17 protein-coding genes are annotated in these 16508 nt (G+C 51.1%); 6 read left to right on the top strand and 11 right to left on the bottom strand.

All coding sequences use genetic code 11. The features are described 5' to 3' along the window. Positions 1-13 precede the first annotated feature (13 nt). Positions 14-1192, bottom strand: coding sequence for a glycerol-3-phosphate dehydrogenase/oxidase (locus IPG31_05130; protein ID MBK6617771.1), 1179 nt, complete (start codon positions 1190-1192; stop codon positions 14-16). After that, the gene (locus IPG31_05125) at positions 1189-1947 is read right to left on the bottom strand and encodes a glycerophosphodiester phosphodiesterase (GenBank protein ID MBK6617770.1); all 759 of its coding nucleotides are present in this window, start codon (positions 1945-1947) and stop codon (positions 1189-1191) included. Before IPG31_05125 ends, IPG31_05130 begins: the two co-directional genes overlap by 4 nt. Before the next feature lie 176 nt (positions 1948-2123). On the opposite strand from IPG31_05125, the gene IPG31_05120 reads away from it, so the two are divergent. Further along, positions 2124-2747, top strand: a complete 624-nt coding sequence (locus tag IPG31_05120; protein ID MBK6617769.1) for a hypothetical protein — start codon at positions 2124-2126, stop codon at positions 2745-2747. Between the two features lie 63 nt (positions 2748-2810). Here IPG31_05120 and IPG31_05115 read toward each other — a convergent pair whose 3' ends face one another. Continuing rightward, positions 2811-3683, bottom strand: a complete 873-nt coding sequence (locus IPG31_05115; protein MBK6617768.1) for a YicC family protein — start codon at positions 3681-3683, stop codon at positions 2811-2813. Positions 3684-3776: 93 nt separating this feature from the next. Here IPG31_05115 and IPG31_05110 point away from each other — a divergent pair, with 93 nt between their 5' ends. The 4 genes from IPG31_05110 to IPG31_05095 all read left to right on the top strand — a co-directional run bounded on the left by IPG31_05110 (position 3777) and on the right by IPG31_05095 (position 7584). Beyond that, positions 3777-4685, top strand: a complete 909-nt coding sequence (locus IPG31_05110; protein MBK6617767.1) for a Tim44 domain-containing protein — start codon at positions 3777-3779, stop codon at positions 4683-4685. Between the two features lie 75 nt (positions 4686-4760). Continuing rightward, positions 4761-5363 (top strand): NUDIX domain-containing protein, encoded by a 603-nt coding sequence (locus tag IPG31_05105; GenBank protein MBK6617766.1) that lies wholly within the window; start codon positions 4761-4763, stop codon positions 5361-5363. Between the two features lie 39 nt (positions 5364-5402). Next, a complete protein-coding gene (locus IPG31_05100; protein MBK6617765.1) occupies positions 5403-6794 on the top strand; it encodes a nodulation protein NfeD in 1392 nt (463 codons plus the stop codon). A gap of 1 nt (position 6795) precedes the next feature. After that, entirely contained in the window at positions 6796-7584 is a 789-nt protein-coding gene (locus tag IPG31_05095; protein MBK6617764.1) for a slipin family protein, read from the top strand. Positions 7585-7902: 318 nt separating this feature from the next. On the opposite strand, the gene IPG31_05090 is transcribed toward IPG31_05095, so the two are convergent. The 8 genes from IPG31_05090 to IPG31_05055 form a co-directional block, all read right to left on the bottom strand. After that, positions 7903-8133 (bottom strand): hypothetical protein, encoded by a 231-nt coding sequence (locus tag IPG31_05090; protein MBK6617763.1) that lies wholly within the window; start codon positions 8131-8133, stop codon positions 7903-7905. A gap of 238 nt (positions 8134-8371) precedes the next feature. Then, positions 8372-8698: a flagellar protein FliT gene (locus IPG31_05085; protein MBK6617762.1), complete on the bottom strand. Its 327-nt coding sequence runs from the start codon at positions 8696-8698 to the stop codon at positions 8372-8374. 35 nt (positions 8699-8733) lie between these two features. After that, a complete protein-coding gene (fliS, locus tag IPG31_05080; protein MBK6617761.1) occupies positions 8734-9189 on the bottom strand; it encodes a flagellar export chaperone FliS in 456 nt (151 codons plus the stop codon). Positions 9190-9245: 56 nt separating this feature from the next. Next, a complete protein-coding gene (gene fliD / locus IPG31_05075; protein ID MBK6617760.1) occupies positions 9246-10727 on the bottom strand; it encodes a flagellar filament capping protein FliD in 1482 nt (493 codons plus the stop codon). Positions 10728-10759: 32 nt separating this feature from the next. Then, the gene (locus IPG31_05070) at positions 10760-11131 is read right to left on the bottom strand and encodes a flagellar protein FlaG (protein ID MBK6617759.1); all 372 of its coding nucleotides are present in this window, start codon (positions 11129-11131) and stop codon (positions 10760-10762) included. An 85-nt stretch (positions 11132-11216) separates the two neighbouring features. Then, on the bottom strand, positions 11217-12035 hold the full coding sequence (locus tag IPG31_05065) for a flagellin FliC (protein MBK6617758.1): 819 nt from the start codon (positions 12033-12035) through the stop codon (positions 11217-11219). 337 nt (positions 12036-12372) lie between these two features. Beyond that, positions 12373-14610, bottom strand: a complete 2238-nt coding sequence (locus IPG31_05060; protein ID MBK6617757.1) for a VanZ family protein — start codon at positions 14608-14610, stop codon at positions 12373-12375. Between the two features lie 22 nt (positions 14611-14632). Further along, positions 14633-15853 carry a hypothetical protein gene (locus IPG31_05055; protein ID MBK6617756.1) on the bottom strand — a complete coding sequence of 407 codons (1221 nt, stop codon included), beginning with the start codon at positions 15851-15853 and terminating at the stop codon, positions 14633-14635. A 223-nt stretch (positions 15854-16076) separates the two neighbouring features. On the opposite strand from IPG31_05055, the gene hemJ reads away from it, so the two are divergent. Then, a complete protein-coding gene (gene hemJ, locus IPG31_05050) occupies positions 16077-16490 on the top strand; it encodes a protoporphyrinogen oxidase HemJ (GenBank protein ID MBK6617755.1) in 414 nt (137 codons plus the stop codon). Positions 16491-16508 lie beyond the last annotated feature (18 nt).

Raw genomic sequence — 16508 nt, 5'->3', positions numbered from 1 at the left:
GGCATACCTCTGGTTAGGGAAGATCGATAGGTAAGATAGGTAAACGTGATACATCTGCTTTGGCAGATCGTACTGGCAACGATGGTTTGATCAGGCGCACGACTTTCTGCGCGGTGGCGCGACTAGTTGTTAGTTTTCCACCGTAGATACCAATGACGCGTGGCTTGAGCTGCCGGTCACACTGCAGATAAATTTCGCGTGAGCGCTGGAAAATTGCACTGTTCTCAGCTGGCAGAACACGCAGACCGGCAAAACGAGACAAGACCGATATGCGGTGGTCTGGAAAGTAGTGCTGAAAACAGTCCAGCAAATAACGTTCTTCTATTGCCAGTGGCACAACGTTTTCCGGTGCGCCGTGATAGGTGGTTTCGGTAGTGCCCAGCAGAATACGGCCTTTCCATGGTAATGCAAAGATCGCGCGCTGATCCTGGGGAGATTCCAGATAGTAGCAGCCCTGTCTTAATTCACCATCCAGCACCAGATGCGTGCCTTGTACCAGTTCGACCGGAAAAGGTGTAGGTCGTGGTGAGATTCGTTCTGCAACCTTTTCGACCCAGGGGCCGGCAGCATTGATCAATACGTTTGCACTACAGGTGTGAGTTTGCCCGTTCTGTCTGAATTCAATGTTACATTGATTATCGATAATGGCTGCCTGCCTGAATTCTGCCGGAAAAATAAGCGTAGCGCCCAGTGACTGCGCGGAATGCATAATGGCCTGTGTCAGTGCCTGATCATCGGTTTGCGCATCCCAATACTGGAAAACATGCTGTAAACCGCTGGTAGACAGGCCATCGAGCGTATCCCATTGTCTGCGGGGAACGGAATGAAAGCTGGAGCCAGTACGGAATCGTGCAAGCAGGGCATAAAGACTCAAGCCGAGGCGCAACCTCCATGGGCTACGAGTAGTATGGCGATATAACGGAATGTAAAATGGCGTCAGCTTGACGAGTGAGGGCGCCAGACGCAACAGATCAGCGCGTTCCTTGAGACTTTCGGCAACTAGCCCGAATTGACCGCTTTCAAGATAACGTAGTCCACCATGCACCAATTTACTCGAACGGCTGGAAGTACCTGCTGCCAGCGCAGTTTTTTCCAGAAGCAGAACGCGGTATCCCTGCGCGGCGGCGGCCTGTGTAACCGTAACCCCTTGAATGCCACCACCGACGATGACTACATCGTAATGCGGATTCATGCTTGACTGGTGTGGAGGGGTGTCTTGCCCAGCATGGCACCGATATCGTCGGTTTCAATGAGCGAGAAACCTGCTTGGGCAAACTGGACAGCCTTCGTTGGATCATTGACACTATAGATAATCCATTGCCATGGTCCCAACCACATTTCCCCGATGGTTACGGCCAGATCGGTGGTATCACAAAAAAGAAAATCTGGAGACAGGCGCGATGCAATGTCCCTGGTTACTTCGTCACGTTGCTCGATTACCCAGCCAATTGTTGCCATGCCCATTTTTTTGATTAACGCCAGTGCTTCCTGGTCGAATGAAATCATGATGCATTGCGATCTAACCGGATATACCTCATCAAAAATAGCGGTAACAGTTGGTCGTAGTCCAAAACGAATCACACTTTCCGCTTTGATTTCAATAAATGCAAAAACCTGGGGGTGTTTTGCCAGATATGAACAGAATTCTGCCAGACGTGAAACAGGCTCAGCCTTGTTCACGGATAATGGCAATGAAGCCGGATAGGGTACCGCCAGCTTCTCAATTTCGGCATTACTCAGCATTGTCAAATTGATATCCTGACCGGTCAATCGTTGTAGATGGTCATCATGACACAAAAATGGAGTCAAGCTATTGCTAAGCTGGATATCGACTTCAATATAGCGCGCACCCGCATGGATCGCGGCCTCAATTCCTGCCAGTGAATTTTCCGGATACAATGCGGGGTAACCGCGATGGGCGATGAAAACGGGTTTGATCTCAGTCATAATGGCGATTAATAATTATCTGATATGGCTGAAGTCTATTCCTGATCGCGCAGAAATGCGATATGGCATATACCCGGGTTAAGAGAACCCTGACCGGATAAAACTGGAGAGTATCTCTAAAAATCCATATTTCGTTACTTAACACTCTGAATTTTTAGAGATGCCTTGGAGATAATATGCGCAGACCCCTGATTGGTTTTTCCTGGTTATTGCCAGGTTTGCTGGCAGCCATTCTGTTTGTTCCCTACGCCATTAATTTTATCGTGCATGCCTCGTTTGGCGAGAAACAGTTTAATTCACTCGTCATGACAAAACTGCCGGTGGATGGTTCGGCTGTGAATCTGCCTGCCGAAATCAAGCAATATGAGCCTTTCACTATTACTCTGCAACTGGATACGGGCAAACTTGCGCAACGCATTAACAGAATCGTGGATAAATCACCTGCCGGGGTATCCCTGCAACGCATAGAAGGAAAAGTGTCTCCAGAAATGCAGGCAGAGCTGACGACAGCTTTATTGCCATTTGAACCACGTGGTCCACAGCCACAGATTTATACCCGTTATGGTGAAACCAGTTGGACGTGGAGCGTCACACCAAATGAATCCGGACGTCACGTCATAGTGATGAAACTGCAACTTCAAACCGAAAATGGAGGCCAAACAGGCGTAAAAGTTGCTGATCTTGCTGAAATTCAGATTTTTGTACAGAAAAATACAGCAGAGTGGATGCGGCGCTATGGCAGCTGGTTGATTGTGATGTTGCTGATAGCGGCTGGATTCTGGTGGAAATTCAGAAAATAAGCATGTACCGCTGCCATGCTGTTTTATATAAGCAGCCCTTCTTCTTAAGAATCAGATTTGGTTTTACTCAATATTTTGAACCTGCTCGCGCATCTGCTCGATAAGTACTTTCATTTCAACCGTTAATTGTGAAACGGCGCTGTCGACAGATTTGGATGCCAGGGTATTGGTTTCGCGATTAAGTTCCTGCATCAGAAAATCCAGCCGCTTACCAACGACTCCACCTGATTGCAACGTATTTTCTACCTCATCGAGGTGAGCCTGCAAACGGGACAATTCCTCATCGACATCAATCCGGTTGGCAAAAAAAGTGAACTCCTGGCGAATGCGTTCATCCATCTCATTGAGCTTCGCTGTCTGGATGCGCTGAATAAGCCGTGACTGAAAACTGGCAAGAATATCCGGTAGTCTGGGTAGTAAAATTGCTACGAGCTCGCGTATCCGGTTCAGACGGTCAAGTAAAATATTTTTCAGCGTGGCACCTTCACGCTCACGAGTGGTCATGAAAAGTTGCAGGGTATGCTGTAGTAGATCAAGGCACGGAGCATGCAGTTCGCCAGGATTCAGTATGGTACGGTGATCGTTGAGTATGCCTGGCCAGCGAAGGATATCCGAAACAGAGAGATCGCTGGCGGTGGGAAATACGGATTTCACCTCCTGGCTTAATATTTGGAGTGCGTTGAGTTGAGCGTGATGAAGAAGACTATTCTGTGCCGTATTTACCTGGCTGGAGAGCGTCAGGCGACATTCAATTTTGCCGCGTGCCAGTCTGGTTGTGAGTAACTCGCGCATCACGGGTTCCAGTGATCTCAACTCATCCGGGAGTCGGAACTGTAGATCGAGAAAGCGGTTGTTAACGGAGCGTAACTCCAACGCCAGGGAAACAGATGAATATTCACTGGATAATGCCGCGTAGCCGGTCATGCTGGCAATCATGACAATACCAGGCCGGAGGGGTGGCTGACAGAATTAGGGTTGATGTTATACTGGTTCATTGCATTATTTTTTTAACGAAAGGAGACAACTCGAATGAGGATACTAGCATTTTTGACACTTGCCCTGTTTACCTTCAGCCTGATGGCATTTGATGCAGAAGCACGACGCCTTGGCGGGGGTAAAAGCTTTGGTAAGCAGCGTGATTCAATGAATCTTAATAAACAGCAGCAAGCGGCGCCGAAGCCACAACAGGCTGCCGGAGCATCAACTGCGGCTGCAGGTGGTGCAGCGGCAGCGGGTGGCAGTAAATGGCTCGGCCCGCTTGCCGGATTGGCTGCCGGCGGATTACTGGCAGCGTTATTCATGGGGGGGGCATTTGATGGCATTAACATGATGGATATTCTGGTATTGATTGCCTTGGCAGCCGGTGTTTTCTTTGTGATGCGCATGTTGGGCAGGCGAACACAGGGGGCGACTTCGCGGCCAATGCAGTATGCGGGTGCTGGGGCGGATCGAGCGACTGCCGGTATGCCGCCTTCCGGATATGGCAGTACTGCGAGCCGTGATTCCTTTAGTGCCCGGGATCCACAGTCTGATCAGGTGGCTACCTCGATTCCTGCGGATTTTGATGTGGAAGGGTTTCTCAAACAGGCCAAACGTTCCTTCATTGCGCTGCAGGCTGCGCATGATGCCCAGGATCTGGAAGAGATTCGTGATTTCACCACACCTGAGCTATTCGCCGAACTGAGCGCGCAAATCGGGCAGGATGCCGGTGCAGGGCAACAGACAGAAGTGCTGTTTATTGAAGCCAATCTGCTTGATCTGGTTACCGAGGGTAACGAAGCTGTCGCCAGTGTACGTTTCAACGGGCAATTGCGGGAATCACCTGATTCGCCAGCGGAAGATTTTGATGAAATCTGGCACGTGCAGAAAGATCTGGATGATCGCCGTTCTGCCTGGCTGCTGGCCGGAATTCAACAGACTGCCGACTTGAAGCATTGAGTGAATGATCCCCACAAGCAGCTTCAGGAGGGGCGGAGTAAATGTTCATCTTCTGAGGCTGCCGATGGCAGTGGTCTGTGTTATGAAATTCTGGGCAAAGAAGTTTGCTACCAGGGTTTCTTTCGCTTGGAACGCTACCATTTGCGCCACCACAAATTCAGTGGTGGATGGAGCAGGCCATTTACGCGCGAGTTGCTTGAACGTGGTCATGCTGCTGCAGTATTACCGTATGATCCCCAGACAGACAGCGTAGTGTTGATTGAACAGTTTCGGGTTGGTGCGCTTAACGCGCCCGGTGGTGCGTGGTTGTTGGAAGTCATTGCGGGAATCATCGATGTGGGTGAAACGCCCCAACAAGTCGTCTTCCGTGAAGCAGTCGAGGAGGCGGGTTGTCATATCACTGAACTGGTACCGCTGTATGATTATCTGGTTAGTCCCGGGGGGACTTCCGAGCAAATTGCCCTGTTTTGTGGCAAAACTGATACGACCAGGGTGAGTCATGGCACAATTCATGGCTTGGCGAGTGAAGACGAGGATATCAAGGTGCATGTGATGGCCTTGTCCGAGGCGTTGATGTTGCTCTCCGAGGGTGCGATCAAATCAGCCAGTGCCATTATCGCGTTGCAATGGCTGGCATTGAATCGGGAAATGATTCGTCTACATGGGCAAACGGGGTGAATTTCAATGAAAACGGCCTGTTTCTGGTGGTGTGGAATGATGCAGCTTATCGGTCTGTTCATTATTTTGCTGCTTGCCAATCCATCATCCGCACAAAATACTGATCCAGTAAAAATATTTCAGAACGACTCAGTCATCAACAATGGCACAGGTGTCTGGCTGGATATCGATGGTGTTATTGGTCCGGCGGTACACGATTATGTGCAACGCAGCCTTGCCAAAGCGCAGGCCCAGCAAGCGCGAGTGATTATTCTGCGAATCAATACACCGGGCGGTCTGGATGTATCGATGCGCGGCATTATTCAGGATATTATCGTGTCCCCCATCCCGGTCATCGGATATGTTGCCCCAAGCGGTGCGCGTGCGGCGAGCGCGGGTACTTATATTCTTTATGCCAGTCATATTGCGGCAATGGCGCCCGCCACCAATCTTGGCGCAGCAACACCAGTAAAAACAGGTGGTTTGCCGCAGTTGCCCAATCCTGCCAGGGAAAAACCAGCTGATCAATCGGATGAGCTGCCCGTGGTGCAGGGTGATGTCATGACCCAAAAAATAGTTAATGATGCGGTTGCCTATATTCGAGGTCTCGCGGAAATGCGCGGACGAAATGCCGACTGGGCGGAACAGGCGGTACGTGCTGGAGCAAGTCTGACTGCCAGTGAAGCGCTCAAGGAAAATGTCATTGATCTGATCGCAGCCGATCTGGACGAGCTGCTCACCAAAGTTGACGGTCGGTCAGTGAGTGTTGCTGGTAAATCGCTGCAGTTGGCCACTCAAAACCTCAGGCTAGTGCCAATCGAGCCGGATTGGCGCGCGCGCCTGCTCGCTGTCATCACCGACCCCAGCATTGCTTATATTCTGATGCTGATTGGCATTTATGGTCTGATTCTGGAGTTCGCCAATCCTGGAACGATTGTTGCAGGAGTCGTGGGTGCCATCAGCCTGTTGCTGGCGCTCTTTGCCTTTCAGGCATTGCCAATTAATTATGCTGGCATGGCGCTGATTTTACTGGGAATTGCTTTCATGCTGGCTGAGGCGTTTGCACCGAGTTTTGGCGCTTTAGGTCTGGGTGGCATTGCTGCTTTTGCAATGGGTTCGGTGATGCTGATTGATATTGATATTCCGGGTTACGGTGTCTCGTTGCCACTGATCGCGACGTTTACGCTGCTGTCTGCGGGAGTGTGCATTTTTATATTAGGGATGGCGCTGAAAGCCAGAAAAAGACCCGTGATAACGGGGAGCGAACAAATGCTGCACAGTATGGGAGAGGCGATGGAAGATTTTGATCAGGAGGGCTGGGTGCGTGTGCATGGTGAACAATGGCGCGCACGTACCCGTTCGCCGCTCAAGGCTAATCAGCAAATCAGGGTAACCGCGATTCACGGGCTGTTACTGGAAGTAGAACCTGAAAATAACACACTAGAGGATTAACATGGACATCGATATTTTTTCTGCAGCCATTCTGCTGGTTTTTTTTGCGGTATTTTTCCTGGCAAGTGCTTTCAAAGTGCTGAGAGAATACGAACGCGGCGTGGTATTCATGCTGGGACGGTTCTGGAAGGTCAAGGGTCCCGGATTGGTCGTCGTTATCCCAATCATTCAAACCATGGTGCGGGTCGATTTGCGCACTATCGTCATGGATGTGCCGAGTCAGGATGTGATTTCACGTGATAACGTATCGGTGAAAGTCAATGCAGTGCTGTATTTTCGGGTGGTCGATCCGGCAAAATCCATCATCCAGGTTGAAGATTATCATATGGCAACCAGTCAACTGGCGCAAACCACGCTGCGCTCGGTGTTGGGGCAACATGAGCTGGATGAAATGCTCGCGAGTCGCGATAAACTCAATGCAGATATTCAATCGATTTTGGATGACCAGACCAATGCCTGGGGAATCAAGGTTTCCAATGTAGAGATCAAACATGTCGATCTCAATGAAACCATGATTCGCGCGATTGCCAAACAGGCCGAAGCCGAGCGCGAGCGCCGCGCCAAAATCATTCATGCCGAAGGAGAACTGCAGGCTTCCCATCATTTGCTGGAAGCTTCTCAAGTTTTATCGCAACAGCCGCAGGCAATACAATTACGTTATTTACAGACATTAACCGAAATCGCCGGCGAGAAAAACTCTACAATCGTTTTTCCCTTGCCAATGGAATTCTTGACTGCCTTGCAAAAAATGGCAGAAAAAATACCGGCTGGGGTGAAAAAACCGGACTGACGCCAGCTCTTCGTGGAACCCCGGTAATCCGGATTACCGCAAGGCATTCTGGCTTGTCCGATTAGACCTTAGCTACAATGTTGGGGTTCGTGCCTCACCCCAACCTACAGCCATGAAACCACATGGGGAGCGTAGGTTGGGGTGAGGCACGAACCCCAACAGGGATAGGCAGAAACCCCAAACCCCAACACGACAATTATGCAATACTGACGTAATTTCGCCGAAGGTGGTTGTTATTTTTTTACCGTTAACCTTGCAGAAAGAAAGCGGTATCTGTTGGTGGAACATATCGATGCCATGGTGGTCATGCCCGGTCATTTACACGCCGTTTTCACCCTGCCGCCCGGCGACGCCGATTACCCAACCCGCTGGATGTTGATCAAGGCCGGATTTTCCCGAAACATTCCCAAAACCGAACACATCAGCGCCAGCCGTCGCAGCAAAGGTGAACGCGGCATCTGGCAGCGCCGATTTTGGGAGCACACGTTGCAAGACGAAAACGATTTTCGCCGCCACATCGATTACATCCATTACAACCCCGTCAAACACGGCTACGTTGCCCGCCGATTGGGGTACCGCCTCCCCCGAAAACGACAAACGGTTTGGGGAGCGCAGGTTGGGGTGATGACGTTGCATGGGGGTGTTGGGGTTCGTATCTCCCGGTGTTGGGGTTCCTGTCGTCACCCCAACCTACAATCATAAAGCTGCACGGGGAGCTGTTGGGGTTCGTACCTCACCCCAACATTAAACCCCAAACCCCAAACCCCAAACCCCAACACGATAGCTGTTAATCCGTCTGATAAGCCTGGTTCAATTTTTGTTTGTGATGCGAGTTGCTCAGCAGGTTTTGCAAGTGCATCATCCAGGGTTCGGTTAAGGCGCGTATTTCGGCGTCATGCGCTAAAATTTGCTGAATCAGCGTAATTTTTTTTTTCTGCAAGGGCTCGTCCAGTTTAACTTGTGTCTGTTGTCCGATCAGGCGGTTGGTAATCCGCTTGCATTCCTGTTCCAGCGCGATCAGTTTATCCCAGTCGCTGGCGCGGGCGGCTTGCAGCATTTTGTCGGTAATTGCCAATATGCCTTCATAAGCTGCGATGGTTTGTGCGCCATTCATATCGTCCGTCGTGCGGTTATTCGGGTTATGTTCAATCATCTGACTGCCATTCCGGTTTCGATTAATTTTTCGATTTGCGCTATCTTGCCGCTGGTGCTGGGTTTTTTGCCGATGGCGGCCCAGGCTTCGTGCAATTCGCCGAGCAACTGGCTGACTTCATCGATAATGTCAACACTGCTTCGCAGGTTGGCCTGCAGCAGGCGATCGGTCATATAGTCATAGAGCTGGCTTAACTGTTCAGCCAGTGCGCCACCCGCCTTGACATCAAGACTCGCCTTCAGGCCATGGTCGATGATCATGATTGCCTTGGAGATCATTTCGCCGCGACCCGCAATGTTGTTTTGCTGCATATAAAGCTTGCTGCGATTGAGCGCCTGCTGCGCGCCTTCAAACAGCATCAGAATCAGCCTGTGTGGATCGGCAGTAGTAACGCCGGATTCAACGCCTACTTTGTTATAGGCGGAGATGGCATGGGTTGAGCTGGAAAACATGGATTCTCCTTGTGCGAAATGAGTGTAAATAGCGATAAATAAATGTCAGTGAGGGATTACCGGTTACCCGAACCTGGCAGATTGGCGAGCTGTTGCTGCAGAAAGTTACCGGTACTCGACATGCTGGCGATCAGCGTATCCAGTGCGGCAAACTGCGCGCGATAGCGTCTTTCCACATCTTCCAGGCGACGGTCAACTGTGTCACGTTGCTTGCCGATATCGCGAATGGTCGTGTTGATGCTATCCATGCGCCCATTGATCAGGCCATCACTGCGTAGCAGGCCATCAATCAATTGATTTAGCCTGCTGGCAAAGCCAGCTGAATCAGCCGCTCCAGTTTCCGGTGCCTCCGTGGTCTGGGTGAAATCGACCGTGCCCTTAGAGAAGAACGAAGCGATATCCTTGCCTGGGTCATTCATAACTGCGGTTAATTTTTCGTCGTTCAGTTGTAACGTGCCGTCTTTCTGGAAAGTGATACCGATCTCAGACAAGTGGTTCAATCCCCCGTTGGCTACGGAGGGGGGGGTATTAAAAACCGTCATCATGCGTGATTGAATGGTTCTTGCAATCGAGTCACCCGTTAGTGCCGCACCTTGACGATTGTTGGGATCAAAACGGGTCAGGTCGCTGATGGTTTTGTTAAGTGCATTGAAGCCATCAACGAACGACTGCACTGTTTTTTTAATGCTCTCCGTATCCTGCGCGACAGTCAGTAATGTGGTGCTGCCTTCGTTGGTTTTTTGCAGATTGAGCGTGACACCTTCAATTGCATCGGTGATTGTGTTGGTTGATTTCGTAATAGGAATACCATCGATCACCAGCGAGGCACTGCGGGCTGCCATCGTTTCAGATAGATTGGACACCCCGCCAGTGGAGGCATCGAATGCCAGCCGGGACAAGCCCGTATTATCGGTATGATTGCCATCATCATCACTGACCGTGATGCGTAGCGCATTACTCGTGCCGCCATCCTGTGAAGCGATCACCAGACGGCTGCCGCTGCCATCGTTGACAATGCTGGCCGTCACACCGGCATTGGCGTTATTGATCGCGCTGCGCACACCTGCCAGAGTTGCCTCATTCGTGCCGATGGCGATGGTTTGATCGGGTTTGTCTACATTGGCTGTATAGCTGCCATCCCCGTTATACGTGCCGAACTGAATGGTCAATGTGCCGCTGCCGACGATATCGCTGTTAGAAGTAAAATTTTCTGACTTGAGTTTGTGCGCTTGCGCCAGGCTCTTGATTTCAATTTCATAACTGCCAGGTACGGCATTGCTACTGGCACTGACCGCCGCCAGCGAGCTATCGGCAAGACTGGCGGTGGTGGCAGATAATTTCAGCGGATCAGACAGCTTCTTGAGCGTTTCCTGAAATGTTGATAAGGCGCTCTTGATGCTGCCAAACGCAGACAGTTGTGCTTTCTGCTGGTTCTCACGGTTGTCGAGCAGACTCAGTGGGCGACGTTCGAGCGCCATGATCTGACTGACGATGCCATTGACGTCGAGTCCTGAGCCAATTCCAGGTGATGCGAGCATAGTATTCTCCTGTCCTGCTGCTGATGGGTGAATCAGGCTTGATCGTTAAACAGCACACCTTCGATCTTGCCGAGCGTGCGCGCGATATTGATTGCTTCTTCCGATGGAATCTGGCGTATCAGCTCATTGGTCTGCGAATCCATGATCTTGACCACGGTTTTACCGGTGTCCTCATCGATGGAAAACTTCAGATTCTGCGCGACAGACTGGGTGAATTGCTCAATCTGTTTGACTGCATCCTCGACCTGTTCTGGGGAGCTTTTTCCCGCTTGCGCCACGGGGGCGGCTTTTTGGGAGGCAGCGGGTACGTCGGCGGTTTCACGATTCGCTATCCGGTTGACGCCCTGCGAGGGCGTCACCTGCGGTAAAAAATCACTGGCGCCGATGGCTGGATTGATGATCATGTTATGTCTCCTGGTGGGTTAGGGCCACGGGGCGGGCGATTGCGGCCTGCCCGCCCCGTGGCGCTGATTAAAGACCGATTCGTGGTTATCTCAACAACGACAACACATTGTTCGGCAACGCATTGGCCTGCGCCAGCATCGCGACCCCGGCCTGTTGCAGAATCTGCCCACGGGTCAATGCAGCCGTCTCTGCAGCAAAATCCGCATCCTGAATCCGGCTGCGTGAAGCAGACAGGTTTTCCGATGTGGTTTGCAGGTTGGTAACGACAGAAGAGAAGCGGTTTTGTATCGCACCCAGGTCAGCCCGTGTGGTATTGACCGTCTGCAAGGCGGTATCAACCGCAGTGATTAAGGCAGAGGCATCGCTAACAGTACTTACATTTCCGGATGCGCCTAAAGCGGCAGCATCTGAATCTGCAATGTTGGTAAAACCAATGGTTTCTGAAGCATTTGCGCCCACTTGAAAATTTTGTGAAGAGAAACTGCCATCCAGCAACTTGGCGCCATTAAATGCAGTAGTGTCAGCGACGCGGGTAATTTCAGCTTTGAGAGCAGTCACTTCTTTATCCAGTGCAGCACGGTCACTAGAGCTATTGGTAGCATTGACAGATTGCACTGCCAATTCACGCATCCGTTGCAGATTGTTGCCGATCTCTTTGAGCGCGCCTTCGGCAGTCTGCGCCAATGAAATGCCATCGTTGGCGTTACGTGCGGCCTGATTCAGCCCACGAATCTGTGCGGTCATGCGTTCGGAAATCGCCAGACCAGCGGCATCATCCTTGGCGCTGTTGATACGCAGGCCGGATGATAAGCGTTCGAGTGAGGTATTGAGCGCGCTTTGCGAGCTGTTGAGGTTACGTTGTGCATTCAGTGACGCGACGTTGGTATTGATGACTTGTGCCATGGTGTTTCTCCTTCAGATGTTGATTACTATTTAAGTAAAGTGCGGCGCTTGTGCCGCTTACGTTCACATTGACTCGGCCGGTAAGTGATGTGGCGCTGAATGAGTCGCTGTTGAGAGCAGTAATCGGACAGCCAGTGGAAATATTTAGCGAATTGATCAATCCGGATAGAAAATTATTCCGGTTTGAGAGGGAGAAATACGCTGAAAAACCCTGCCAATTCAACCGATCATGCCGGCAGGCTGTTGAGGTGCGGTTGAGGCGGAAATTGAGGCGGAAATGCAGTAGTTGCCTCGGACAGCCTCCTGGGGTGGCGGGCAACGGCCAATAGCCGTACTTTTACTGCTGGTGTGTGGATGCGAGCGGCGTTCTTGTCTGGTGCGGTGTGGAACGGATACCGACAGCGATCACACTTACCATGCCCAGATAAACGATCGCCCAGCGCAGCAGGAGCGCTTCTTCCGTGAGTGTTTCACTGCGGCTGGCTCCCAGCAGGAATTGTGGCGCGGAGAATATACGGTTATATTTGAACAAAACGGTTTCCAATCCCTGGTTGAGTAACCACCAGCTTGCCAGCAGCAGGAGTGCGCTCCCGAGGGCGGCAAGTAGCGTAACGCTGAGACGCAGGCTGATGCGTGATAGCAGACTGGCATGAACGGCGAGCACCACCAGCAAGGCGCCCAGATAAGGTATGCCATTGGATGCCATCAGCTCTGTCAGATTGTCGGTAATGGCGGCATCCACGACAATCCATTTAGCAGCCCACCAGAGCGGGAGCAGGATAAAGCAGGCACCGATCCGTGCGGGAGGGCGCCACAGTCGATTGGCAAAGATTGTACATAGTGTCAATGGGATCAGCAGCAGCCAGTAAAGTGCGATAAACCTCACGGTGCGTTCTAAGCCGATGACAAAGGTGCCCGGCCAGTTTCTCAACTCATTCTGCCATTCCTCACCCCAAATATTTTCCTGTACGATACGGCGATATAAATCGGGAGAGCCTGTAATGTCGTTCAGGCTTTCGGTAGTGACTGCGTATTGAAGCAACAGAAGGCTGATGGCGGCGGTGATGAACAACCAGAAGGGCAACCACAAGGCAGGCCAGGATTGTCTGCCTGCCCGATAGGAGATCCACTCTGGTCCGGCGCCCAGCCATAACAGCACTATTGTGAAGATGAAACAGCCAAGCAGGCGATCCTTGCCAAACAGTTCGCGTAAATTGTAGGGGGCCTCTGGCAATTGGATCAGCACCCATAATCCCAGGGTACCCATGGTGATGATGAATAGAAGGCCAAGCCAGTTTTTGATCTTGCTGTTCACATTGGGTATTAAATAAGGGGATAACTCGGATGGCGGTTTTTCTGTCTCAGGTTGAGTGATTGAGAAAGAGCCTGGCTGGAATGAGCGGGGGAAATCAGGTTGATGCCGCTGAAGCGAAAGTGCGAAAGGGACTAACGTGGCCAGGATAATCAGAGGCGTGGTGTCGCCGTGGAACCCCATCAGTAATGTGCGCACACCTTCCAGCAGCAATAACAGCAGCGCCAGCGATAGTGGCCACAGCCAGATGTGTTGCCGGATGGTTTGCCCGTGACTGGATAGACCTGCCCATAGTAGCGATCCGATTGCCAGAACTTCAAATGCGGTAGGCGAAACAGGCTTGGTATTCCCAAACCACAGGAGTAATGCAAAGGGTGTGAATGTAAAAGCACCATCAGCGCTTTGGCCACGGAACGGCAGCAAGACCGTCGTCAGGTAGGCACACAGGGCCATGATCATGACAGCTATCCAGGCTTTTGTGCGTAACATGGCGTCGAGACGTTCACCCATCATGATTCCCAGACAGATACCCAGCAGGGTTTCCCGGCGTAACTCGCCATAAGGCACCAGGATTTCCAGGGAAACCAGAACCAGAACGGCAGCCATGATGATTAACCATCGCTGTGGCAGCAGCTGTGCCCGTAACATGGCGAGGGTGCCAAGTACCGCCGCCAGTAAATGCTGCCATAGGCGTATCCATTCAAAAGGTGGTGCGTAAAAAAATGCTTTGGTGTGATTGCGCAGCTCGGCGATATCGAGTGTTGGAACAAATGGAAAAGATTCGTATGCCAGCCATGCCACAACGAGAATCAGGGTGAACTTGTCATGTGGCTGCTGTATTTTGCCTGCATGATGATGTAACCATGGCGCCAGCAGCCGGGCGCTCAACAGCCCGGTAATCAGCCCGATGGCATTCCAGAAACTATCTGTCAGCGAAGCAACGCGCCCTGGTAGATAGAGTTGCACAATCTGCAGTAATACACCCAAAATTATCCAGGATAACGCTGCAGCAACGATGCGTTGCGAAATGCGATTAAAACAAAAATGCAGCGCAACCCCCAAGGGTATGAATAGCAGAAAGTTGTTGATTGCATCCGAGCGATATTGGAAAGGGTTCAAGTGGGCATATAGCTGCTCGAAAGGCTGGGGGGGGTGGAAATTGAAGGGAAATAGCGAGCCATAAATGATAAATCCTGCCACCAGCACCAGAAGTGCCCAATGTGGGGAGGTGCGATCAGACGGTATGGGTTTTGATGTCGTCAAAATAGAGGGTGTCTCTAAAAATTCAGCGTGTTAAGGATGGTTCGGGTCGGTTTGATCCTTCTGATCGGGAAGGGTGAGTTATATCCGGTTTAACAGTAAGTTGCGGTGACCATTTAACAGGTTTGCCATGAGCATATGCTCCCATACGGTTAATGCTGATATTGCCGTCAAAATCGAACTGTCCATGTGAAAAATTTTGTAACCCTTTACACGGGCTGTTTTGTCCGGCGGATATCTCTGATTGTTTTGCAGGCAAAGGGGAAAGATCCAGCTGTCCCGGTGGCGCAAAGGGGTTTGCTAGAAATTTGTCGGCATGGGAATACGTACCCTCAAAATTGTTGCAGGTACTGCCGCGAGTAATAACGGATGCCGGTTGTGCAAAAATAAGATTGGAGGTGATAACCGGGCGAATGGATTCTGATCGGTTGCCGCTCGTATAATGAATCCCCGCCCCGTTTGCCAGCACGGTGTTGAAGAAAATATGGATTTCACGGGGAATGTCGTGGTGTGGCTGGATATGCATTCCATTGCCGTGATGATTGACGAGAAGATTGTTGTATAGCGCAATATTACCTTCACCCTGAAACAGGGCTTCCTGCGTATTCTCATAAAAGAAATTGCCATAGACCAGGTAACGATCATTTTTTCCCGACCCGTCAAGCGGCCAATGTCCCAGGAGCACATTTGGTCTTGCCATGGCGGGATCCCGATTTTGGCTGGCCTTCGCAAACACGTTGTGACGGATGAGGGTGACTGCATTCTGCTGCGGCATGCCGTCGATTACCGGCCGCTCGCGTTGATGTTTGATCTGCAGATTGTAACCCAGTGTATCGGTGACCAGATTATGCTCGATCAGTCCCGCAATGAATGGGGCGCTGCCATCGGAGTTGCCCAGATACAAACCCGTTCCTGTGTTTCTGATAATGTTGTGACGAATCGTCCAGTTCCAGGCCGGGCATTTGGTAGAGATGGCAACAATCTGTTGATTGTAATCATGCCGCTCAATCAGTAGATGCTCCAGCGTGATGTGGTGCGCCCAGGTGGCATGACCTTCACACTTGACGCCATCAACCGGCAGACTGCGTCCATCGAGTTGAAGATAGCGTATGGTGACATGGTGCGAGTCAATGATGCTGATCGTATTGTGCCCGGATCTGCCGATGAATATGGCGCGTTGTCCCTCTGCCGGGCCAGTAATGACAATCGGTGCATCGGGCTGTCCCTTGAAATGGTGAATCGGCAATCCCTGGGTATAGATACCAGGCGAGAGCAACAGCTGGTCGCCCGCTTGCAGTTTTTTGAGCTGCAACCGATAATCAGCCGGATTGGCGGTATATTGTCGGGCTTCCGTGGTCATCGGTGTGATGAGCAGAATTAACAGTGGAAGCAGCCGGATTGTATTGGACAGCCGGGAGACCGTCATGATGAATGCGCCCCTGTAAAAATTATATTCTCAAGGATGAATCATGCTCTGGATCAAATCAATACATATTATCTTCATGGTGACGTGGTTTGCGGGATTGTTTTATCTGCCGCGTTTGTTTGTCTATCATGCCATGTGTACCGATCAGGCGGGCAACGAACGCTTCAAGGTGATGGAGCGCAAGCTCTATTATGGCATTATGACGCCGGGCGCCGTGCTGACGATTGTTTTTGGGGTTTGGTTATGGCTGGGCTACGGTTTTACGGGTGTCTGGCTGCATGTCAAACTGGCGCTGGTGATCTTGCTGGTAATCTATCACATTTATTGTGGCAGGCTGCTTAAGGCTTTTAAAGAAGATCGTAATCAGCATGGTCATGTCTATTACCGCTGGTTTAATGAGCTACCTGTGCTGATATTGGTTGCTGTGGTGATCCTGGTCGTCGTCAAGCCCTGGTGAGACGACTGGCGGTGGGAT

The organism is Nitrosomonas sp. (assembly GCA_016703745.1).
GTDB lineage: Bacteria > Pseudomonadota > Gammaproteobacteria > Burkholderiales > Nitrosomonadaceae > Nitrosomonas.
Note: the sequence above shows the minus strand (reverse complement) of the source record. Positions and strands in the feature narration are given on the sequence as shown.

Excerpts from the sequence above, each read along its gene's own strand:
- fliD (MBK6617760.1), bottom strand. The coding sequence starts at position 10,727 with ATGCTCGCATCACCTGGAATTGGCTCAGGACTCGACGTCAATGGCATC.
- IPG31_05070 (MBK6617759.1), bottom strand. The coding sequence starts at position 11,131 with ATGATCATCAATCCAGCCATCGGCGCCAGTGATTTTTTACCGCAGGTG.
- IPG31_05120 (MBK6617769.1), top strand. The coding sequence starts at position 2,124 with ATGCGCAGACCCCTGATTGGTTTTTCCTGGTTATTGCCAGGTTTGCTG.
- IPG31_05095 (MBK6617764.1), top strand. The coding sequence starts at position 6,796 with ATGGACATCGATATTTTTTCTGCAGCCATTCTGCTGGTTTTTTTTGCG.
- IPG31_05085 (MBK6617762.1), bottom strand. The coding sequence starts at position 8,698 with ATGAATGGCGCACAAACCATCGCAGCTTATGAAGGCATATTGGCAATT.
- IPG31_05100 (MBK6617765.1), top strand. The coding sequence starts at position 5,403 with ATGCAGCTTATCGGTCTGTTCATTATTTTGCTGCTTGCCAATCCATCA.
- IPG31_05130 (MBK6617771.1), bottom strand. The coding sequence starts at position 1,192 with ATGAATCCGCATTACGATGTAGTCATCGTCGGTGGTGGCATTCAAGGG.
- IPG31_05125 (MBK6617770.1), bottom strand. The coding sequence starts at position 1,947 with ATGACTGAGATCAAACCCGTTTTCATCGCCCATCGCGGTTACCCCGCA.
- fliS (MBK6617761.1), bottom strand. The coding sequence starts at position 9,189 with ATGTTTTCCAGCTCAACCCATGCCATCTCCGCCTATAACAAAGTAGGC.
- hemJ (MBK6617755.1), top strand. The coding sequence starts at position 16,077 with ATGCTCTGGATCAAATCAATACATATTATCTTCATGGTGACGTGGTTT.
- IPG31_05115 (MBK6617768.1), bottom strand. The coding sequence starts at position 3,683 with ATGATTGCCAGCATGACCGGCTACGCGGCATTATCCAGTGAATATTCA.
- IPG31_05110 (MBK6617767.1), top strand. The coding sequence starts at position 3,777 with ATGAGGATACTAGCATTTTTGACACTTGCCCTGTTTACCTTCAGCCTG.
- IPG31_05065 (MBK6617758.1), bottom strand. The coding sequence starts at position 12,035 with ATGGCACAAGTCATCAATACCAACGTCGCGTCACTGAATGCACAACGT.